At 72.0% G+C, this 21,337-nt stretch carries 19 protein-coding genes; 9 read left to right on the top strand and 10 right to left on the bottom strand.

The window, feature by feature from the left end; translation table 11 throughout:
* The first annotated feature begins 25 nt into the window (after positions 1 to 25).
* The 7 genes from FR742_RS11520 (at position 26) to FR742_RS11490 (ending at position 6,253) form a co-directional block, all read left to right on the top strand.
* Positions 26 to 1,015 (top strand): aldo/keto reductase, encoded by a 990-nt coding sequence (locus tag FR742_RS11520; protein ID WP_187281098.1) that lies wholly within the window; start codon positions 26 to 28, stop codon positions 1,013 to 1,015.
* A 126-nt stretch (positions 1,016 to 1,141) separates the two neighbouring features.
* Entirely contained in the window at positions 1,142 to 2,323 is a 1,182-nt protein-coding gene (locus FR742_RS11515) for an ABC transporter substrate-binding protein (RefSeq protein ID WP_148030947.1), read from the top strand.
* A gap of 87 nt (positions 2,324 to 2,410) precedes the next feature.
* Complete coding sequence (locus tag FR742_RS11510; protein WP_148030946.1) at positions 2,411 to 2,896, top strand: VOC family protein; 486 nt, start codon at positions 2,411 to 2,413, stop codon at positions 2,894 to 2,896.
* A gap of 137 nt (positions 2,897 to 3,033) precedes the next feature.
* Positions 3,034 to 3,885, top strand: a complete 852-nt coding sequence (locus FR742_RS11505) for a branched-chain amino acid ABC transporter permease (RefSeq protein ID WP_187281097.1) — start codon at positions 3,034 to 3,036, stop codon at positions 3,883 to 3,885.
* On the top strand, positions 3,878 to 4,786 hold the full coding sequence (locus FR742_RS11500) for a branched-chain amino acid ABC transporter permease (protein WP_148030944.1): 909 nt from the start codon (positions 3,878 to 3,880) through the stop codon (positions 4,784 to 4,786). The genes FR742_RS11505 and FR742_RS11500 overlap by 8 nt, the downstream gene beginning before the upstream one ends.
* A complete protein-coding gene (locus FR742_RS11495) occupies positions 4,783 to 5,571 on the top strand; it encodes an ABC transporter ATP-binding protein (protein ID WP_148030943.1) in 789 nt (262 codons plus the stop codon). The genes FR742_RS11500 and FR742_RS11495 overlap by 4 nt, the downstream gene beginning before the upstream one ends.
* Entirely contained in the window at positions 5,558 to 6,253 is a 696-nt protein-coding gene (locus tag FR742_RS11490) for an ABC transporter ATP-binding protein (protein WP_148030942.1), read from the top strand. The genes FR742_RS11495 and FR742_RS11490 overlap by 14 nt, the downstream gene beginning before the upstream one ends.
* An 80-nt stretch (positions 6,254 to 6,333) precedes the next feature.
* On the opposite strand, the gene FR742_RS11485 is transcribed toward FR742_RS11490, so the two are convergent.
* From FR742_RS11485 to FR742_RS11450, 8 genes are all read right to left on the bottom strand, one after another.
* Entirely contained in the window at positions 6,334 to 7,482 is a 1,149-nt protein-coding gene (locus tag FR742_RS11485; protein ID WP_148030941.1) for an acetyl-CoA C-acetyltransferase, read from the bottom strand.
* 81 nt (positions 7,483 to 7,563) lie between these two features.
* Positions 7,564 to 8,718, bottom strand: coding sequence for an acyl-CoA dehydrogenase family protein (locus FR742_RS11480; protein ID WP_148030940.1), 1,155 nt, complete (start codon positions 8,716 to 8,718; stop codon positions 7,564 to 7,566).
* Positions 8,719 to 8,747: 29 nt separating this feature from the next.
* Positions 8,748 to 9,926 (bottom strand): CaiB/BaiF CoA-transferase family protein, encoded by a 1,179-nt coding sequence (locus FR742_RS11475; protein ID WP_148030939.1) that lies wholly within the window; start codon positions 9,924 to 9,926, stop codon positions 8,748 to 8,750.
* Between the two features lie 148 nt (positions 9,927 to 10,074).
* The gene (locus FR742_RS11470; protein ID WP_148030938.1) at positions 10,075 to 10,758 is read right to left on the bottom strand and encodes a GntR family transcriptional regulator; all 684 of its coding nucleotides are present in this window, start codon (positions 10,756 to 10,758) and stop codon (positions 10,075 to 10,077) included.
* A 186-nt stretch (positions 10,759 to 10,944) separates the two neighbouring features.
* On the bottom strand, positions 10,945 to 11,688 hold the full coding sequence (locus FR742_RS11465) for a sulfite exporter TauE/SafE family protein (protein WP_148030937.1): 744 nt from the start codon (positions 11,686 to 11,688) through the stop codon (positions 10,945 to 10,947).
* Positions 11,689 to 11,731: 43 nt separating this feature from the next.
* The gene (locus FR742_RS11460) at positions 11,732 to 12,301 is read right to left on the bottom strand and encodes a rhodanese-like domain-containing protein (RefSeq protein ID WP_148030936.1); all 570 of its coding nucleotides are present in this window, start codon (positions 12,299 to 12,301) and stop codon (positions 11,732 to 11,734) included.
* Positions 12,302 to 12,325: 24 nt separating this feature from the next.
* On the bottom strand, positions 12,326 to 13,660 hold the full coding sequence (locus FR742_RS11455) for an MBL fold metallo-hydrolase (RefSeq protein ID WP_148030935.1): 1,335 nt from the start codon (positions 13,658 to 13,660) through the stop codon (positions 12,326 to 12,328).
* Between the two features lie 77 nt (positions 13,661 to 13,737).
* The gene (locus tag FR742_RS11450; RefSeq protein ID WP_148030934.1) at positions 13,738 to 14,007 is read right to left on the bottom strand and encodes a metal-sensitive transcriptional regulator; all 270 of its coding nucleotides are present in this window, start codon (positions 14,005 to 14,007) and stop codon (positions 13,738 to 13,740) included.
* Positions 14,008 to 14,186: 179 nt separating this feature from the next.
* Here FR742_RS11450 and FR742_RS11445 point away from each other — a divergent pair, with 179 nt between their 5' ends.
* Complete coding sequence (locus FR742_RS11445; RefSeq protein WP_261808477.1) at positions 14,187 to 16,700, top strand: cation-translocating P-type ATPase; 2,514 nt, start codon at positions 14,187 to 14,189, stop codon at positions 16,698 to 16,700.
* 12 nt (positions 16,701 to 16,712) lie between these two features.
* Here the strand turns inward: FR742_RS11445 and FR742_RS11440 are convergent, their stop codons facing one another.
* Together FR742_RS11440 and FR742_RS11435 are read right to left on the bottom strand one after the other, a co-directional pair.
* Positions 16,713 to 17,024: a hypothetical protein gene (locus tag FR742_RS11440; RefSeq protein ID WP_148030932.1), complete on the bottom strand. Its 312-nt coding sequence runs from the start codon at positions 17,022 to 17,024 to the stop codon at positions 16,713 to 16,715.
* Between the two features lie 515 nt (positions 17,025 to 17,539).
* On the bottom strand, positions 17,540 to 18,388 hold the full coding sequence (locus FR742_RS11435; RefSeq protein WP_148030931.1) for a universal stress protein: 849 nt from the start codon (positions 18,386 to 18,388) through the stop codon (positions 17,540 to 17,542).
* 202 nt (positions 18,389 to 18,590) lie between these two features.
* On the opposite strand from FR742_RS11435, the gene FR742_RS11430 reads away from it, so the two are divergent.
* Positions 18,591 to 21,317, top strand: a complete 2,727-nt coding sequence (locus FR742_RS11430) for a cation-transporting P-type ATPase (RefSeq protein ID WP_148030930.1) — start codon at positions 18,591 to 18,593, stop codon at positions 21,315 to 21,317.
* Positions 21,318 to 21,337 lie beyond the last annotated feature (20 nt).

Below are 21,337 nucleotides of genomic sequence, written 5' to 3'. Positions count from 1 at the left end.
CTCCGCGGATCGAGGAGACGTTGTCATGCCGGATGGAAACCCGCTGATCGGCCGTGTCGGATTCGGCAGCGGCACCATGATCGCGCAAGGGTACGGACAGGTGGACGAGGACGCGGCCCGGGGCGCGGTCGAGGCCGCGTACCAGGCGGGGGTGCGCTTCTACGACACGGCGCACTTCTACGGTTCGGGCCGGTCGGAGGCGATCGTCGGCGAGATCCTCCAGGGCCGGCGCGACGAGGTGCGGCTGTGCACCAAGGGCGGCGTGCGCTACACCGACCCGACGAACCTGCTGACCCTGGTCTGCGACTCCTCCTACGACGCGCTGCGCCGGTTCATGGAGGAGTCGCTGACCCGGCTGCGCACCGACCACGTCGACGTCTACCTGCTGCACCAGTTCGATCCGGCCCTCACCCCCGAGCAGCAGATGGAAAACCTGCTGCGCCTCAAGGAGGAGGGGCTCGCCCGCGACGTCGGCTTCTGCAACTTCGGCGCCGAGGCGGCCAGGCGGGCGCTGGCCACCGGCATCCCGACCGCCGTCGAGTACAGCTTCAGCCTGCTCGACCATCGTTACCTGAACGAGCTCGCCGCCTCGGGCGCGCGCGGCGGCCTGCGCATCACCTATGGCTCGTACGTACACGGCCTGCTGTCGGAGGACTTCACCGACGACCACGAGTTCGAGCCCGACGACTGGCGGGGCCGCAGCCGCCGCGAGGGGCGGTCCGGCACGTCGGGCAACGTGTTCTTCGCCGGTGACGCGTTCGCCGCCAATCTGGCGATCGCCCGGCGGCTGCGCGCGCTCGCCGACCCGCTGGGGCTCTCGCTCGCCGCGTTCGTCCTGGCCCTGACGGTGCGCCAGCCGTACTCCGATGTCGCGCTGTTCGGCTGCCGCGACGCGGCGGAGGTGGCGGACGGCCTCAGCGGGCTGTCCGCCGACCTGGACGACGAGACCCTCGCCCGCGCCGCGGAGATCCTGGCGACCGCGAACCGGCCGGCCGAGAACCTGCTCGGCCTGTGAACCCACCCTGCGGCGACCGAGCGTAACGGACCCGTTAACGAGGTCTCCGCAGGATCAGGTCCCCCTGACGCATCGCCGTCACATGCTGGTGACTCCGCCGGAGTCGTCGACCCCCGGAAGGTTGATATGCGAAAGAGCAAACTCGGGATAATCCTCTGTGCGGCACTGCTGGCGGCGGCCTGCGGCTCCGGCGGTGACGAGGGCGGCGACACCGCGCAGGCGGCCGGACTGCCCTCCACCATCAAGATCGGCGTCCCGCTCGACCTGAGCGGTGCGGCCGGCATCGCGGGCGTGGGGACCAGCGAGCGCGACGGCGTGCGGCTGGCCGCCAAGGAGATCAACGACACCGGCTTCCTCGGCGGCTCGAAGATCGAGCTCGTGGAGATCGACACCAAGGCGGACAAGCAGGAGGCCGTGCAGGCGGTGCTCAAGCTCGCGGCGGACAAGGTCGACGCGGTCGTGGGCTTCACCCTCACCCCGTCGTTCCTGGCCGCGGGGCCGCAGCTCCAGCAGAACGGCATCCCGACGATGGCGGTCGGGCTCTCCGCGGCCGGCGTCACCGAGGTCGGCGACTACATGTTCCGTCTCTATCCGGACATGGCGAACGTGATGCCGCCCGCCGACAAGGAGTTCGCCGAGACGTTCACCGGGCTCAAGACCGCGGCGTACCTGTACCAGAGCGACTCCGAGGCGGCCAAGATCGTCATCGGCAAGCGCAAGGAGACGCTGGAGGCCGCGGGCATCACGACCGTCGGCGAGGAGACCTTCGTCGGCACCGACACCGACGTGCGGGCCCAGCTCACCAAGCTCAAGCAGGCGAACCCGGACGTGCTGGTGACCATGCCCCTGCCCGGCATGATGAGCACGATCTACCTGCAGCTCGACGAGATCGGCTACGACGGCCCGGTGTTCATGGCGCCGGACGTGAGCGACGCCACCATGGAGCAGGCGGGCCAGGCCATGCAGTGCTTCGTGTACGTGACCGCCTGGAACGGCCAGAGCACCGAGGGGAACAACGCGCACTTCCTCGACTACTGGAAGCAGCACGGCGAGAAGCGCTCCGCCACCGTGTTCGAGGCGGCCGGCTACGCGTCGCTCTGGTCGATGGCGCACGCGTTCAAGGAGGCGGGCACCACGGACAAGAAGACCGTCCGGGACACGCTCGCCGGGCTGAGCGACATCGACACGCCGTTCGGCAAGATCGGCTTCACTGACAACCGCACCGCCAGCGTCAAGGGCACCAAGCTGCAGATCGTGGACAGCAAGATCACGCTCTTCGACCCGCAGACGGCCGCCGCCTGCAAATAACCCGTCCCTTCAGAGAAGCCGCCGCCCCGGCACGCCACCAGCGTGCCGGGGCGGCGTCGTCACTCGCACGGAGAGAGGACCTCCACCATGACCCTGGGCATCACCCACCTCGTCCACGCCAACGTGGTCTGCGCGGACTTCGACCGGTCGTTCGACTTCTACACCCGCGTGCTCGGCGCCCGCCTGATCGGGCGGGTCTTCGAGTTCGACGCCGCCGCGGACTTCCAGGCGATCCTCGACGTCACGGGCTCGGTGCGCTGCAAGGCCGCGCTGCTCACCTGGAGCGACGACGACGCCGCGACCTACCTCGACCTGCTGTGCTTCGCCGACGAACGCGGCGAGCCCGTCCCCCGTACGGCCAAGCAGCCCGGCCTGGCCCGGCTGGGCCTGCGCGTCCGCGACATGACGGCCACCCTCGCCCGGATCCGCGAGCACGACGTGCCCGTGGTGGCCGGGCCGGTCACGCTCACCCCCATGCCGGGCCGGCACCGCCACGTGCTCACGATCCGCGACCCGGACGGGACCATGCTGAACCTCATGGAGTTCCCGGAGCTCGGATCCGGCCGTGGTTAACGCCCGTATCGGGACGTAACGGTGGCGTTAACGAGCTGACGGAACGCTGGGCACCTATCTCGTCACACCGAAGTCAGCCTGGTCCCCCAAGGCTGTGAGAGGGAGCGGAGGATGGTGTGCAGCAGACCATTAACGGCTTGGCCTTGGGAAGTACCTACGCCCTGCTGGGCGTAGGCGTCACCTTGGTGTGGGGTGTCCTCGGCATCCTGAATTTCGCGCATGCGCAGATCCTGACGTGGGGCAGCTTCGCCGCCCTGGCGGCCCTGCACCTGGGACTGCCGGTGCCGCTCGCCATCCTGGTGGGCATGGTGGCGGCCGGCGTGCTGTCGGTGCTCCTCGACCTGGCCGTCCTCGCCCCGCTCCGGGCCCGCAAGGCGCCCGAGTTCTCCTTCGTCGTCGCGACGATCGGCGTCTCGCTCGTGCTCACCACGATCCTGCGCACCTACACCGACGCGCAGACCGAGGCGTTCCCCCGGCAGGGCTTCCCGGTGGGGGCCTTCGAGGTGGCGGGGCAGAACGTGCCGCGGCTCCAGGTCGTCATGCTGGCGATCGCGATCGTGGCGATGGCCGGCCTCGCCTTCTGGCTGAACCGCACCAGGTCGGGGCGGGCGGTGCGGGCGGTCGCCCACAACCGGGAGACCGCCGAACTGCTCGGCGTGAACAGCCAGCTCGTCTTCTCGATCTGCTTCTTCGTCGCCGGCGGCCTCGCCGCCGTGGCCGGCATCTTCGTGGCGGCGTCGGCGGCTCAGGTGTCCTACTCATCGGGTGACGGCCTCCTGCTGGTCGCCTTCGCGGTGATCATCCTCGGCGGCATGGGCTCGGTGAAGGGCGCGATCGTCGGGGGCCTGGTGCTCGGCGTCATCGAGGTGTACGCGACCTCGTACGTGTCCAGCGTGTTCCGGGAGATCATCGCGTTCGCGACCATCCTCGCGGTGCTGGTCGCGCGGCCGTCCGGGTTCTTCGGCAAGAAGGAGGCCGCACGTGTTTGACTGGCTCGAACCGCTCCAGCTCTTCCGGCTGGACACCGCTCTCATCCTCACCCTGCTCGTGGTGAGCGTGCACGTCACGTTCCGGGTCGGCATCATGTCGCTGGCCCCGATGGGGTTCGCCGCCGTCGGCGGCTACACGGCCGCCCTCGTCTCGACCAAGACCGAGCTGCCGTTCGCCGTCGGGCTCCTCGGCGCGACGCTGCTCGCCGGGGCGATCGGCGCGCTGTTCGCGCCGCCGGTGCTGCGGCTGCGCGGCATCTACATGGCGCTCGGGAGTCTCGCGCTCGCGCAGGCCATCGTCGTGCTGATCCGGATCAGCGACTTCACCAACGGGCCGAACGGCATCGCCGGCATCCCGGTCGAGGTGAGAACGGAGTACCTCATCATCGCCCTGGCCGTGGCCTTCCTGGTGCTGGAGCTCGGTCACCGCTCCTACTTCGGCCGGGCGGCCAAGGCAGTGCGGCTGGACGAGCGCACCGCCGAGGGCCTGGGGATCAACGTGTTCCGGGTGCGGTTCGTGGCCTTCACCGCCGCCGGCGCGATCGCCGGCTGCGCGGGGGCGCTGGAGGCGCACCGGACCATGGTGATCAGCCCCGACCAGTACGGCTTCGCCACGCTGGTGATCGTGTTCACGTACGTGCTCGTCGGCGGCAACGGGCACTGGGCAGGGCCGGTCCTGCTGACCTGGGGGCTGACGATCCTGCGCGACCTGTTGCAGGTCGCCGGCGGCCACTGGGAGGACATCGTCTACGGCGTGCTGCTCGTGGTGGTGCTGCTGGTGGCGCCGAACGGCCTGTCCGACCGGTCGCTCTACCGGGGGTTGCGACGACGATGGCGGGACCGTGGGAACCCGCCGTCTCCCAAGATCGACGAACCTGCGGAGAAGGTGGCGAGCCCATGACCGCGCTCCTGGAACTGTCCGGGGTCAGCAAGCACTTCGGCGGCATGAAGGCCGTGGACGACGTCTCGTTCACCGTGCGGCAGGGCGCCATCTGCGGCCTCATCGGGCCCAACGGCGCAGGCAAGACGACCGTCGTCAACCTCATCAGCGGCTATCTCAAGCCGACGACCGGGACCATCCGGCTCGCCGGGGCGGACGTGGCCGACCTGCGCCCGCACCGCCTCGCCGCCGCGGGCGTCGCCCGCACGTACCAGAACCTGCAGCTCTTCGAGGAGAGCACGGTCCTGGAGAACGTCCTCATCGGCCGTCACCTGTCCTTCAAGGGCCGCCGCTGGCAGATGGGCCGGACCCGCAGGCGGGAGGAGGCCGAGCAGCACGAGGTGGCCCGGCGGCTCATCGACCGCGTCGGACTCACCGGCGTGATCGACGCCGACGTGGCCGAGCTCTCTTATGGCATGCGGCGGCGCGTCGAGATCGCCCGCGCGATGGCCACCGAACCCCGGCTGCTGCTGCTCGACGAGCCCACCGCAGGGATGAACCGCACCGAGTCTGACGAGATCGGCGAGCTCATCCGCTCGATCAACGACGAGGGCGTGACCGTACTGCTCGTCGACCACAACGTCCGGCTCGTCACCGAGGTCTGCCACCGCGTCGTCGTGCTCGACTGGGGCCGCGTCCTCACCGAGGCCGGGCCCACCGAGGTGTGGCAGGACCAACGGGTCAAGACGGCCTATCTCGGCACCCACGACCGTAACGCAGTGGAGGCACCCGATGCTGGTCGTTGAATCCCTCGTCACCCGCTACGGCGCGGTGGAGGCGCTGCACGGGGTGAGCCTCACGGTCGGCACCGGCGAGGCCGTCGCCATCGTCGGCCCGAACGGCGCCGGCAAGACCACCCTGCTGCGGACCATCTCCGGCCTGGTACGGCCCGCCGCCGGCACCGTCGAGATCGACGGCCGGGTGATGGGGCGCACGGCCGCGCACCGGATCGCCCGGCTCGGCGTCAGCCACGTGCCCGAGGGACGGGCCATCCTGTCCACGCTCACCGTGCGGGACAACCTGCTGATGGGCGGCTACCGGCTGCCCGGCGGCGGGGTCGAGGAGCGCATGGCCGAGATGATCGACCTGTTCCCGGTGCTCGGGCGCAAGCTCGACGACCTCGGCGGCGTGCTCTCCGGCGGCGAGCAGCAGATGCTGGCGATCGCGCGCGGGCTCATGGCCAAGCCGCGCCTGCTCATGATCGACGAGCCGTCGATGGGGCTCGCTCCGCGCATCGTCGGGGACGTGCTGGAGGCGCTGAAGCGGGTGGTGGCCACCGGCACCGCCGTGCTGGTGGCGGAGCAGAACGCCGGGCTGGCGCTGGAGGTGGCCGACCGGGCCTACGTGATGGTCGTCGGTGACGTCGTGACCTCCGGCAACAGCGCTGACCTCGACGAGAACCGGCTGCTGGAGACCTACCTGGCCTGACGCGACCTCAGGTGGCCAGGTGGGAACGGCCGGGCCGGCGGTGATCCCGCCGGCCCGGCCGTTTCGTTCCGCGCTCTGACTTACAGGCGTTCGATGATGGTGACGTTGGCCTGGCCGCCGCCCTCGCACATCGTCTGCAGGCCGTAGCGGCCGCCGGTGCGCTCCAGGTGGTTGAGCAGCGTCGTCATCAGCCGCGCGCCGGTCGCGCCGAGCGGGTGGCCCAGCGCGATCGCCCCGCCGTTGGGGTTGACCCTGGCCGGGTCGAAGCCGGTCTCCTTCAGCCAGGCGAGCACCACGGGGGCGAACGCCTCGTTGATCTCGACGGCGTCGATGTCGTCCGGCGTCATCTTGGCCCGCCGCAGCGCCCGCTCCGTCGCGGGGATCGGGGCGGACAGCATCATGATCGGATCGTCGGCCATCACGCTCATGTGGTGGATGCGCGCCCGGGGGGTCAGTCCGAGGTGCTTCACCGCGCGCTCGCCGGCGATCAGCAGGGCCGCGGAGCCGTCGCTGATCTGGCTCGCGCAGGCCGCGGTGATGCGCCCGCCGGGCAGCAGCGTGGGCAGCGACCTGATCTTCTCCCAGTTCGGCTCGCGCGGGCCGTCGTCGGCGCCGACGCCGTCGAGCGGCGCGATCTCCGGTTCGAAGAGCTTGTCAGCGTTCGCCCGCAGCGCCCGCTCGTGCGACTCGACGGCGAACTCCTCCATCTGCTCGCGGGAGATGTCCCAGTGGGTGGCCATCATCTCCGCGCCACGGAACTGGCTGACCTCGCCGTCCCCGAACCGGCCGGTCCACGCCGGCGAGGTGGAGAACGGGTCGTCGAAGCCGAGCGCGCGGCCCGCGTTCGCCGCCGACATCAGCGGCACCATGCTCATGTTCTGCACGCCGCCGGCGACGACGAGGTCCATCGTGCCGCTCATCACGGCCTGCGCGGCGAAGTGCACGGCCTGCTGGGCCGATCCGCACTGCCGGTCGATCGTCACCCCCGGCACGTGCAGCGGGAACCCCGCCGCGAGCCAGCAGGTGCGGGCGATGTCGAACGACTGCGGACCCACCGAGTCCACGTTGCCGAACACGACGTCGTCGACGAGTCCCGGGTCGATCCCGGTCCGCTCGACCAGGGCGCGGATGCTGTGGGCGCCGAGGTCGGCGGGATGGACGGTGCTCAGCGGCCCGCCCCGCTTGGTCACCGGGGTACGGACGGCATCGATGATGAAAGCTTCAGCCATGCCGGGAGGCTACGAGCGCGGCGTTATCCCGGCGTGCGCCGGATGACGGTCCGGCGTTACCCGGCCCGTACGGCGCCGCCGTCAGAAGGGCAGGCCGCCGCGCTCGACGAGTTGCCGGGCGATGACGTCGCGCTGGATCTCGTTGGTGCCCTCGCCCACGATCATCAGCGGGGCGTCGCGAAAGTAGCGCTCGACGTCGAACTCGGTGGAGTAGCCGTAGCCGCCGTGCACCCGGATCGCGTTGAGGGCGATCTCCATCGCGACCTCCGAGCAGAACAGCTTCGCCATGCCCGCCTCCATGTCGCTGCGCTCACCCGAGTCGTAGCGCTCGGCCGCGTACAGCAGCAGACGTCGGGCGGCGGTCAGCTTGGTGCCCATCTCGGCGAGGTGGTTGCCGACGGCCTGGTGCCGCCAGATCGGCCTGCCGAACGACTCCCGCTGCTGGGCGTAGGCGAGCGCGTCGTCGAACGCGGCCCTGGCCACCCCGGTCGCCCGCGCCGCCACCTGGATGCGGCCGATCTCCAGGCCGCGCATCATCTGCGTGAACCCGGCGCCCTCCACGCCGCCGAGCAGCGCGTCCGCCGGGACCCGCGCGCCGTCGAAGACCACCTCACAGCTCTCCACGCCCTTGTAGCCGAGCTTGGGCAGGTCGGCGGTGACGGTGACCCCCGGCACCTTCTCCACCAGCAGGACGGAAAAGCCGCGGTGCCGGGGCTCGGCCGCGGGGTCGGTCTTGCACAGCAGCGCCACCAGACCCGACATGCGGGCGTTGCTGATCCAGGTCTTGGTGCCGTCGATCACGTACCCGTCGCCGTCACGCCTGGCCACGGTGCGCATCGCCTGCAGGTCGGAGCCGCCGCCGGGCTCGGTGAGCGCCATCGTGGCGCGCAGCTCGCCCGTCGCCATCCGCGGCAGGTAGCGGTCCTTCTGCTCCTGGGTGCCGTACGCGAGGATGAGCCTGGCCACCACGGTGTGCCCGCCCATGGCCCCGGCGAGGCTCATCCATCCTCGTGCCAGCTCCTCGGTGATCATCGCGAAGCACGGGGTGGAGACCTGGACGTCGCCGTACGGCTCGGGGATGGCGAGACCGTAGACGCCCATCCGCTTCATCTGGTCGATGAGCTCGCCCGGATAGGCGTTGGCGTGCTCCAGCTCCCTCGCGACCGGCCGTACCTCGCGGTCGACGAAGTCGCGCACCGCCTCGACCATGGCCGTCTCTTCGGCGTTCAACGTCATCGGAACTCCTTCGCCGCCCGTGGGGCCGGTCAGATGATCTTCTTGTCGGCGAGGTCGGCGATCTCCCCCGGTGAGCGGCCCAGCTCGGCGAGGACGGCGGCGGTGTGCTCGCCGACGGCCGGCACCGGGTCCATCCGCGGCTCCTCGTCGCCGAGGGAGATCGGGGGGAGCAGCGCGCGGATGGCGCCGCCGGGGGTGTCGACGTCCCGCCACCGCTTGCGCTCCCGCAGCACCGGGTGGTCCAGGAAGTCGCCGACCGTGTTGACGCCGGCGTTCGCGATCCCGGCCCGGTCGAGCAGGGCGGAGGCCTCGGCCGCGCCGAAAGCGGCGAAGCGGGCGTCCACGATCGCCTCCAGGGCGTCGCGGTTGGCCACGCGCAGCGTGTTGGTGGCGAAGCGCGGGTCGGTGGCGAGCTCGGGCGCGCCGAGGAACTCCGCGCAGAACCGCACCCACTCGGTCTCGTTCTGGATCGAGATCAGGACCGTGCGCCCGTCTCCTGCGGTGAACGGCCCGTACGGGGCGATGGTGGCGTGCCGGGCGCCCGCGCGCGGTTGCTGGCGGCCGCTCCCGGCGGTGTAGTGGGCCGGCTGGCCCATCCACTCGGCCAGGGCCTCGAACAGCGAGACCTCCAGGGTGGCGCCCTCGCCCGTGAGCCGCCGCTGGTAGAGGGCGGCGAGGACGGCGCTGAAGCCGTACATCCCGGCGGCGATGTCGGCGACCGAGATGCCGACCCGCGCGGGCTCGTCCGCCGACCCGGTCAGCGAGACCAGGCCGGCCTCGCACTGGGCGAGCAGGTCGTACGCCTTGCGGCCGGCCCACGGGCCGTCGCTGCCCCACCCGGTGATGCCGAGCACGATCTTGCGGGGGTCCCGTGCCCGCACGGCGGCGGCCGACAGGCCGAGCCGGTCGGCCGCGCCCGGCCCGAGGTTCTGCACCAGCACGTCGGACCGGCCGACCAGCTCGTGCAGGATCTCCCGGCCGCGCGGCGACTTCACGTCCAGCGTCACCGACTCCTTGGAACGGTTGAGCCAGACGAAGTAGCTGGACTGTCCGTTGATCGACTCGTCGTAGCGCCGGGCGAAGTCGCCGGAGCCGGGCCGCTCGATCTTGATCACCCGGGCGCCGAGGTCGGCGAGCTGGCGCGTCGCGAACGGCGCGGCCACCGCGTGTTCGAGCGCGACCACGGTGATCCCTGTAAGTGGCAGCACGTCTCCCCTTTCGTCCCGATATAAAATATATTATTGATGCTCGAATCACCAGATGTCTCATGAATCTCGTAGCTGAGCAGGACTTCCCTCCGCACACGGGAGCGCGAAACTCTATAGAGACCGGCCGGCACCTGGCTCCATGAACGGGCTAGGCGGGGTCCTGCTCGCCCGCCGCGCGCTTGTCGAACTGCCTGGCCAGCAGATCCCCGGCGTTGGCGATGTGATCGTGCATCGCCGCCCGCGCCGCCTCCGCGTCCCGGGCGCGCAGGCCCTCCAGGATCTTCGAATGGTCGTGCAGGGTGGCCTGCGGCCACCCCTCGATCTCGGAGTAGAAGCGGGTGGGGATGTACCGCCCGGTCAGGGTCAGCACCCACGTGATCTTGCGGGCGTCCGCGACCAGGTTGATCAGGCGGTGGAAGGCGTGGTTCTTCTCCTCCAGCAGGGCCAGGTCCTTACGGTACGCCGCCGCCAGCAGCTCGTGATGGAGGGCGTCGAGCTCGTCGAGCTCGTCAGGGGTCGCCCGGACCGCCGCCCGGGCGGCCAGCTCCCCCGAGATCAGCGCGTGCGCCTCGAACAGGTCGCGGATGTCCTGCCCCGTCAGCCGCGCCACCTGGAACCCACGCCGGGGCAGCAGCTCCAGGAAGCCCTCCACACGCAGCACGTGCAGCGCCTCGCGGGCCGGGGTCGCGGAGATGCTCAGTGCCTGGCCGACCGCCTCAGGCCGGACGGAGTCGCCCGGACGCCACTGCCCCGACATGATCATGCTGCGCACGTAGGCGGCGGCGTCGTCGCTGAGCTGCGGCCGCCCCGCCTCTGCCGCCCTGGCGCCCATCGCACCACCTCTCGTCTCGGCTCCCCCGGCGCGTGTCGCGCTGAAGATCCTAGACGCGCAGCATCCCGCACGACACCCCGATCGGCTATATTATCCGGCCGATCCGAGCGGATACGGTCGCCTTACCAGGGGGTTCGTCTCTATAGAAGCAGCCACCCGGCGCCGGCGCCAGGGTGCTCCATCCGCCTACAGCGGCGCCTGCTGGACGAGGACGACGACGCCCGTCACCAGGACGAACCAGCCGAACCCGCTGCGCAGCCGGTCGGCGTCGAGGCGGCCCGCGAGGGCGCCGCCGACGAGCCCGCCGGCCACGGCCGCCGCGGTCACCGACAGCGCCAGGGACCAGTCGACGGGCGTGGAGTGCAGGTATCCGGCCAGGCCGGCCAGCGACTTCATGGCGATGACGACCAGTGAGGTGCCCACCGCCGCGCCCATGGGCAGGCCGCCGAGCAGCACCAGCGCGGGCACGACCAGGAAGCCGCCGCCCGCGCCGACGAGCCCGGTCACCAGGCCGACCACGGCGCCTTCGGCGACCACGTGCGGGACGGGCAGCTCTCGCGGGACCGCACGGGTGACACGACGGCCACGGATCATGGCGACGGCGGTGGCGAGCATCATGGCCGCGAAGGCCACCATGAGCAGCGTCTCGGGCAGGTGCGGGCCGATCAGGCCGCCCCCGTACGCGCCCGCCATGCCCGCGGCGCCGAAGATCAGCCCGGTGCGCCAGCGGACGCGCCCGGCCCTGGCGTGGCCGACGGCGCTGACGGCGCTGGTGACGGCCACGACGAACAGCGACATGGCGATGGCCTGCTTGACCGGCACACCTGCCAGGTAGACCAGCAGGGGAACGGTGAGGATGGACCCTCCGCCGCCGAAGAGTCCGAGCGTCATGCCCACCACGACGGCGGCGGCGAGAGTCAAGGCGATCACAGATACCCCCGGGGGTATGCAAAGGACATGAGAAAGCGCCTGGTCAAGGGGCCGAAGGCCCGCGCAGACGGGCGACGGCGGCTTCGACGTCCACCTCGCCGGCGCGGTTGTAGGGCAGCTTGGCCAGCAGCATGCCCATGGCGCAGGTGCCGGTGAGCGCCGCGACCGTCAGGCCCGCGCCGACGAACGCGGCGACGAACACGGCGGCCGGGACCCACAGGCTGGTCACGGCCGAGACGAGCACGATGCTCCCGGCGACGAGCCGGACCTGCCGCTCCAGCGGCCAGCGCGGCCGGCCGCGGTTGACGGGTGCTCCGGAGGCGATCCAGGCGTTCATGCCGCCGTCCAGCACCGCCACGCCGGGCAGTCCGGCCTCGCTGAGCGCTCTGCGGGCCCGCTCGGCCCGGCCGCCGGACTGGCAGACGAGCACCATGCGGCCGCCGGCGTCCTGGACGATGCGTCGCAGGTGGGCGTCCACCTGGTCGAGCGGCAGGTTGACGGCGCCGTCGATGTGGGCGGACTCGAACTCGGACGGGGTGCGGACGTCCACGACGAGGACGCCGGGGTCGGTCGTGATCAGTGCGCGGGCGGTGGCGGTGTCGATGTGGGACACGAAGGTTCTCTCCTGGAAAGGTTGTCAGGCGGTGTGGTGCCGGCGGAGGGCGTCGGCGACCTCGGCGATGCCCGCGCCGTTGAGCGCGACCGGCCGGTAGCCACGGCCGGCGAGGAAGCCGGCGGCGATGGCCGCCCGGCGCCCGGAGGCGCAGGCGACGAGTACGGGTCGCTCCGGGTCGAGTTCGGCGGGCACGCCCTGGACGAACAGGTCGGGCAGGAAGCGCTCCACCGTGCCCGGCAGCCGGACCTGCTCCCGTTCGCTGGGCATCCGGACGTCCAGCAGCTGAGCGCGCGGCTGGGCGAGCCGCTTGACGAAGACGTCGAGCCCGGCGAGCTCGTAGGTCTGCGTGGCGTCCGGGCCGGGATGCCGGACGACGCCCCGCACGGTGTCGATGCCGATCTGGGCGAGCTGCGTGACGGCTTCGGTGACGTCCTGGCCGGGCTCGGCGACCAGCGTGATCGGCTCGGCGTACGGCAGCAGCCAGCCGGTCCAGCTGCCGAAGTCCTCGTCCAGCTCGATGCCGGTCGAGCCGGGCAGCATGCCGCGGGCCTGCACCCCGCGCGGGCGGATGTCCACGACGTGGGAGCCCTCCGGCGCGGCGTCGAGCTCGGGGACGCGCACGGCCGGCATGGGCGGGGCGCCGAGCGTGTTGGCCGGGCCCATGTGCCGGTAGAAGGCCGGGATGGGCATGGGAGCGGTGAGCATGGCGTCGGCGAACTCCTCCGGGTCGTCGATGGCCAGCATCGGGTTGCCCTCGCGCTCGGCTCCGATGGTGGACGTCAACCGGCCGGCGCCGCTGGCCGTGCAGAACGAGCCCTCGCCATGGGTCGGGTACAGCCCGACGCCGGGAGGCAGCGCGGCCAGGCGGTGCAGCGAGCCGTGCTGCAGGCGTGCCAGGGAGCGGGCGCGCTCGGGGCCGAGCAGGTCGGGCCGGCCCGCCGAGGCGACCAGCAGGCTGCCGCCGGAGAAGAGCGCCACCGGCTCGCCGTCGACGAGCACCAGGTAGCTGGTGTGCTCGGGCGTGTGGCCGGGCGTGTGGATGGGCCGGAGGGTCAGGCCGGCGCCGCCGTCGATGTCCTCCAGGTGGAAGGCGGGCGTGTGCCGGTAGGCGGGCGTCGCGGCGGCCGGCAGCACCAGCTCGGCGCCGGTGCGCAGCGCGGCCTGCTCGCCGCCGGAGACATAGTCGTTGTGGATGTGGGTTTCCAGCACGAACCGCAGCTCGGCGTCGCGCTCGGCGGCGGCGTCCAGGAAGCGGCCGATGTCGCGTTGCGGGTCGACGAGGACGCCCTTGCCCTCGTACGTCAGCAGGTAGGTCTGGTCGCCCAGGCCGGGCGTCCGGAAAGAGGTGATGTCCATCGTGCGTCCATTCCCTTCAAATACCCCTGGGGGTATAGGAGAGTCAGAAAAACGCGGCCACGACGTGGCCGCGGGTCTCAGGCGAGGGCGAGGAAGAGCTTCTCCAGCTCCGCCACGCTCATGGGCGGCTGGTCGCCGCGGTTCTGCGCGTCCTGGCAGTGCCGCAGACCGGAGGCGACGATCTTGAACCCGGCGCGGTCGAGCGCCTTGGAAACGGCGGCGAGCTGGGTGAGCACCTTCGTGCAGTCCTCCCCCGCCTCGATCATCGCGATCACCCCGGCGAGCTGGCCGTGCGCCCGCTTCAGTCGAGTCAGCGCGTCGCCCACCATGCTCTCGTTCAGCTCCATGACCGCAGCATACCCCTAGGGGTACCCTTCTCCGCAAATCGGGCTCGGGCACGTAGGTCCCGGGGGTCCTGGGAATAGGTCATCGAGGCCGGACTGTGTGACCTTCGGCCCTGGCCACCCGACTGTGACCAGCGAAGATGAGGGAGAGGTCGTGCGAGCCGGGAGAGATGGGTGAACCGATGACGCTGGCATCACCGGGGCTGACGTCGGAGGAGGCGGCCGTACGGCTGGACCGCGACGGGCCCAACCTGCTGCCCGCCAAGCCGCCCACGCCGCTGTGGCGGCGGGTGGCCGGGCAGCTCCGTGACCCGCTGATCGTCGTGCTGCTGGTGGCCACCGCGCTGACCGCGTTCACCGGCGACTGGACGGACATGACCGTCATCCTCCTGGTGATCGTCGTCAACACCGGCGTCGGCGTGACCCAGGAGGTGCGCGCCGACAGGGCCATAACCGCGCTGTCCACGCTCACCGCGCCCACGGCCCGGGTCGTCAGGGACGGCGCCCAGCGGGAGGTGCCCGCGGCCGAGGTCGTCCAGGGCGACGTGCTGGTGCTGGCCGAAGGCGACATCGTCCCGGCCGACGCCCGCCTGGGAGAGGCCGCGGCCCTGCTGATCGACGAGTCCGCGCTGACCGGCGAGTCGGTGCCGGTGGACAAGAACCCCGGTGACGAGATCGCCGCGGGCACGGTGGTGCTGCGCGGGCGCGGCCGGGGCGAGGTGAGCGCGACCGGCGCGGCCAGCGCGACCGGGCGGATCGCGGCGTTGATGGTGGCGGCGGCCGGGCTGACGCCCCTGCAGCGGCGGCTGGTCGGGGTGGGGCGGCTGCTGGCCGGGGTGACGGTGTTCCTGTGCGTGGTGGTCGGGGCGCTGGGCCTGGTGCGCGGGCAGCCGCTGGAGCTGATGGTGATCACCGCGATCAGCCTGGTGGTGGCGGCCGTGCCGGAGTCGCTGCCCGCCGTGGTCACTCTCAGCCTGGCGCTGGGTGCCCGGCGGATGGCCGCGCGGCGCGCCCTCGTACGCCGCCTGCACGCCGTCGAGACGCTCGGCTCGGTCACCGTCCTGGCCACCGACAAGACCGGCACCCTCACCGAGGGACAGATGGTCGTGCGCCGGCTGTGGACACCCGCCGCGCGCGCGGCGCTCACCGGGACCGGCTACGGGCCGGACGGGGAGGTCGAGGGCGACGCGGCGCCCGAGGCGTTCGCCGGCCTGCTGACGGCCGCCGCGCTGTGCAACGACGCGCGGCTGATACGGGGCGACGGCGAGGAGTGGCGGGCCCTGGGCGACCCGACCGAGGCCGCGCTGCTGACCGCGGCCACCAAGCTCGGCCTGGACCGCGGCGAGCTGAACCGCCGTTATCCCCGCCTCGCCGAACGGCCCTTCGACAGCGCCCGCAAGCGGATGAGCACCCTGCACCGGCTGCCCGAGGGCCGGTCGAAGGCGATCTGCAAGGGCGCGCCTGAGGTGCTGCTGCGCGCGCCGGCCCTCGCCGACGACCGTGCGCTCCTGGACGACGCCGCCGCCGAGGCGGCGCGCCTCGCCCTCGAGGGTTACCGGGTCCTGGCCGTGGCCGAGGCCGACCTGCCCGGCATCCCCGAGGAGGTGCCGGAGGAAGGGCTGCGGCTCCTCGGCCTGGTCGCCATCCTGGACCCGCCCCGCCGGGCCGCCGCCGGCACCATGGCCGCCTGCCGGCGCGCCGGCATCCGGCCGATCCTGATCACCGGCGACCATCCGGGCACCGCCGGCGCCATCGCCACCGAACTCGGCATCATCGGCCCTGGCGAGCCGGTCGTCGACTGCCGCGCCCTCGCCACCTCCGACGGACACTCCGGCGCCTCCGTGTACGCGCGCGCCACCCCCGAGCAGAAGCTCGCCCTCATCGAGGACATGCGGGCGGACGGCGAGGTGGTCGCGATGACCGGCGACGGCGTCAACGACGGCCCCGCCCTGCGCCGCGCCGACATCGGCGTCGCCATGGGGGGACGCGGCACCGAGGTCGCCCGCCAGGCCGCGGATCTGGTCCTGGCCGACGACGACCTGGACACCGTGGTCGCCGCCGTCGACGAGGGCCGCCGCGTCTACGCCAACATCCGCCGCTTCCTGGTCTACGGCCTGTCCGGTGGCGCCACCGAGATCGCCGTCATGCTGATCGGCCCGGCGTTCGGGCTCGCGCTGCCGCTGCTGCCCGCCCAGATCCTCTGGGTCAACCTGCTCACCCACGGCCTGCCCGGCGTCGCGCTCGGCGGCGAGCCCGCCGAGCCGGCCGCGATGCGCCGCCCGCCGCGCCCGCCGGACCAGAGCATCCTCGGGGCGGGCCTGTGGCAGCGGGTGATCCGCATCGCGGTCGTCCTGACCGTCGTCACGCTCGGCGTCGCCGTCTGGGCCCTGCACACCGGACGTCCCTGGCAGAGCATGGCGTTCTTCACCCTGGGCGCCGTCCAGCTCGGCGTCGCGCTCGGGTCCCGCGCGCGCCCCGGCTCCCTCGCCAACCCGGCGCTGCTGGTCGCCGTGGCCGGAGCGCTGCTGCTGCAGCTCGCCGGCCTGTACGTGCCGCTGCTCCGCGACCTGCTCAGCACCGAACCCCTCGCCGCCGGAGACCTGCTTATCGTGACCGCGCTGTCGGTCCTCGGTTACGCCGCCGCCCGGCTGGACCGCATCCTGCACCGCGAGCCCGTGCCCGAAGCCGTCCGCTGACTGCCACCGGAGTCAGGGAAGGGCGAACCGCGCGGCGTGCCCGAAGGCGATGGCGGGCACCGTGTGGTGCGCGTCGTAGGGGCTCGGCCTGAGCGCCGCGTCGGAGAACGCCCGCGGCCGTCGCAGGACCTGCGCAGCGAGGAACGCCAGGTGATCTACGGCAGCCTGATCCACAAGCTCAAGCCGTTCGAGCTGTTCGAGAACCAGTATCTGGGGTCGGAGCTGCTCCGGCAGATCTTCGACGTGGACGAGATGCTGTACTTCGTGGCCCCGGGCTGGTACTCCCACACCGACCGCACCAACGCGATCGATCCGGGCGGCCACGCCACCGACGAGTGGCGGGTCGACTACCTCATCACCGAGCAGACACAGCCCGCGCCCTTGGGGAGCTCACTCGGCTGGCTGATCCAGATCGACGGCGACGCCCGCCGCAACGAGTTCCTCAACGCCGCGTGGGCCAAGGCGGTCCTGCCCGTACGGCCCGGACGCGAGAGCGCCGCACTGGAGTGGCTCCGGCAGGCGAACGTCGAGGGAGAGGCGGCACTCGACCTCCCGTACGAGTTCCAGGAAGGCGACCCCCCGGCCTATCAGGGCAAGAAGGTGGGAGAAGTCCTGGACATCCTCGCGTCCCAGTTGCAGCAGTCCAACACGCTCATCGGCAACCCCTCGCCGCGGAGGAGGTCTTCGAGACCGGTTTCGACCCCCTCGCCGGCGGCTTCCGCCCGGCGAAGCCGTACGAGGTCTTCGACCAGTGGGTCGAGGTGCTGCCCACCGACCAGGTGGTGGCGGTGGAGGTGCAGTACGACCCGAAGACCGGTCAGCAGCTGTGACCGGCCGTGTCACCTGTCGTCCGCCGCCGAGGGCCGGACGACCGCCACCGGGCAGGTGACGTGGTTCAGCACGCCGCGGCTCACCGAGCCGAGCACGGCCGAGGCGAAGCCGCCCATGCCACGCGAGCCCACCACGACCAGATCGGCCGTGGCCGAGGCCTTCATGAGGGCGGCGACGGGATGCTCGCACACCTGCTCGTCGGTGATCCCGACGTCCGGGTTCTCCTCCCGCCACGGCGTCACCGCTTCGCGGGCCTCGCGCTGCTGCTCCTCGAAGGCGCTGTCCAGGACACCGACGTAGGCGGCGGCGTACGGCACGGACATCGGCACCTGCCAGGCGAACACCGCGTGGACACGGGCCCGGCGGGCGCGCGCCTGCTCGATGGCGTACCTCATCGCCGTCCGGGAGCACTTCGAGCCGTCGTAGCCGACCACGACCCGCCCGTACGTCGCCTCGGCCCTGCCGCGCACGACGACGACGGGCACGGCGGCGTATCCCGCCACGGCCGCGCTGACCGAGCCGAGCAACATCGCGGCGAAGCCGCCCCGTCCCCGGCTGCCCAGGACCACGCACTCGGCCGAGGCCGACTCGGTGATCAGCTGCTCGACGACGTTGCCGCTCCGCACCTCCGTGGTCACCTCCACGTCTGACGCCACCTCGTGTGCCCGGGCGGCGGCGGCCCGCAGCGCATCGGCGCCGTACCGCGACTCGGCCTCGTCCAGGACGAGTGGCCAGTGCTCGTGCACGTGTACGAGGTGGAGCGAGCGCCCGCGGCGGTGCGCGTCGGCGGCCGCCCACTCGACGGCCGCGGTCGCCGGTACGGAACCGTCCACTCCGGCCATGATCTTTCCCGCCATGACACGCCCTCCCCTTCAGCCGGCCACCGTGCTGCCCCTCTCCGTATCTCCCCAGGTTGATGCGGTTGATTCCGTCCCAAGGGCCGCCCCGCGGATTGCCTTCTCCAGACCCCCTCCACGCACGTTCTGGGTATCAACCCATCTTCGCGGGCCCCTGGAGGGAGCCGGGCAGGAAGGCGATCCAGTGCGGGGGATGTGATCGATGAGCCAGGCGGAGCAGCCGGCCCAGGGCCGGGAGGTCGATCCGACTGAGCGGCTGGAGCTGCTGCTGCGTGATCTGCGCAGCGCCCGGTCCGGTCTGACCTCGCGGGAGGCGGCGCGGCGGCTGGTCCAGTACGGCCCGAACGAGCTCCACCGCCGTGGTGGTCATCGGTGGCCTGGGGAGCTGGTGCGGCAGTTCACCCACCCGCTGGCGCTGCTGCTCTGGGCGGCCGCGGCTCTGGCGTGGGTGGCGGGGATCATCCCGGTGGCGGTGGCGATCGTGGTGGTGATCGTCATCAACGCGGCGTTCGCGTTCGTCCAGGAGTTGCAGGCCGAGCGGGCGGTCGAGGCGCTGGCCGCGTACCTGCCGGTGCAGGCGAAAGTGCTGCGCGACGGGCGTCCGGCGGTGGTGCCCGCCGCCGAGCTGGTGCCCGGCGACGTCCTGGTGATCGACGAGGGGGACCGGATCTCGGCGGACGCCCGGTTGGTCGAGGGCGGCGTCGAGATCGACCTGTCGATGCTGACCGGCGAGGCCATGCCGGTGTTCCGCTCAGCGGAGCTGCTGGATACCGGGGTGAGCCTGCTGCGGGCTCGCGACCTGGTGTTCTCCGGGACGATGTGCACCGAGGGCCGGGCGCGGGCCGTGGTGTTCGCCACCGGGATGCGGACCGAGCTGGGGCGGATCGCGGCGCTGTCGGAACGCGTCCAGCGCGAGGAGAGCCCGCTGGAGCGGCAGGTCCGCAAGGTGGCGTGGCTGATCGCGGCGATCGCGGTGGTCACCGGGGCGGCCTTCATCCCGCTGGCGACCTTCGGCGCGCACCTGCCGGTGCAGGAGGCCGCGGTGTTCGCCGTGGGGCTGCTGGTGGGCAACGTGCCGGAGGGCCTGCTGCCGGTGATCACCCTGGCGCTGGCCCTGGGCGTGCGCGACCTGGCGCGGCGGGGAGCGGTGGTCAAACGGCTGAGCGCGGTGGAGACGCTGGGGGCGACGGGGGTGATCTGCACCGACAAGACCGGCACGCTCACGGAGAACCGCATGCGCGTCACCGTGATCTGGACCGCGGCCGGGACCTACGAGCCGGAGAGCAGCCCTCCGAGCGCCGGGGACACCCGAGACCCGGCGCTCGGAGGGCTGCTCTCCGTCATGGTGGCGTGCAACAACGCCCAGCGCGACCTCGCCGGAACCCTGACGGGCGACCCGACCGAGATGGCGATGCTCGCGGCCGCCGACCGGCTCGGCGCACCCGGCCGGTCCGGCGGGCGGCTGCGCCTGTTCCACTTCGACCCGGTGCTGAAGCGGATGTCGACCGTCGACGAACGTGACGGCGGCACGTGGGTGGACACCAAGGGAGCTCCCGAGACGGTCCTGCCGCTCTGCACCGCGATCATGGAAGGCGGCGAGGTCCGGCCTTTCACCGCGGCCCGGCGCCACGACGTCGAACAGGTCGTGGACGCCCACGCCCGCCGGGGCCTGCGCGTGCTCGCCCTGGCCGCACGCCGCCTCGATCCGGCAGGGCCCGCGCCCCGGGACCGTGCGGACGCCGAACGCGAACTGACCCTGCTGGGCCTGGTGGCGATGCACGACCCGCCGCGGGCAGAAGTCGCCGAGGCCGTCGCGTACTGCCACGCCGCCGGCATCCGCATCATCGTGGTCACCGGTGACCACGCGCTGACCGCGGCGGCGATCGCCCAGCAGGTGGGCATCGCCGGCGAGCACCCGGTGGTCGTCACCGGTGAGCGGCTCGACGCCATGAGCGAGCACGACCTCGACGCGCTGCTGCGCGAGCACCGTCAGCTGATCTTCGCGCGCAGCTCGCCCGAGGCCAAGCTGCGGATCGCCGACGCGCTGCGCGCCGAGGGGCACGTGGTGGCGATGACCGGCGACGGGGTCAACGACGCGCCGGCGCTGCGCCGCGCCGACATCGGCGTCGCCATGGGGCGCTCGGGCACCGACGTGGCCAAGGAAGCCGCCACGATGGTGCTCACCGACGACAACTTCGCCACCATCGTGGCCGCCATCAGGTCAGGCCGGCAGGTCTACGACAACATCCGCAAGTTCATCTGTTACATCTTCGCCCACACCACCCCCGAGATCGTCCCGTTTCTGGTGTTCGCCCTGGCGGGCGGGGCCGTCCCGCTCCCGCTCACGGTGCTGCAGCTGCTCGCCTTCGACGTCGGCACCGAGACCCTGCCCGCGCTGGCGCTCGGCCGCGAACCCGCCGAGCCCGGTCTCATGCGGCGCCCGCCGCGCGAGCGCTCGGAGAGCGTGATCCGCACCTCGATGCTGCTGCGCGCCTGGCTGTTCCTCGGCGTGATCTGCGCCGTCCTGTCCATGTCCGGGTTCTTCTACGTACTCCTGAGAGCCGGTTGGCACCCGGGCGATCCGACCGGTCCCGGGAGCCCGTTGCACCACGCCTACCGGCAGGCGACCACCATGACCTTCCTCGGCATGATCACGTGCCAGATCGGCACCGCGTTCGCGGCCCGCACCGAACGCGCCTCCCTGCGCTCGGTCGGCGTCACCTCCAACCCCCTGCTGCTGTGGGGCATCGCCTTCGAGCTGGCCCTGGCCGCCGTGCTCATCTACACCCCGCCGTTCCAGGCGCTGCTGGGCACCGCCGCCCTGACAGTGGACATGCTCGCCTTCGTCGCCCCGTTCCCGTTGATCGTCTGGGGCGCCGACGAGATCCGCCGGTGGCTGCTGCGCCGCCGGGAGGCCCAGCCGCTGTGATCGGCCTCGCGGCGGTTCCG

This window comes from Nonomuraea sp. C10 (genome assembly GCF_008017515.1).
Taxonomy (GTDB): domain Bacteria; phylum Actinomycetota; class Actinomycetes; order Streptosporangiales; family Streptosporangiaceae; genus Nonomuraea; species Nonomuraea ferruginea.
The sequence above is the reverse complement of the archived record's forward strand: the minus strand, read 5'-3'. Positions and strand labels throughout refer to the sequence as shown.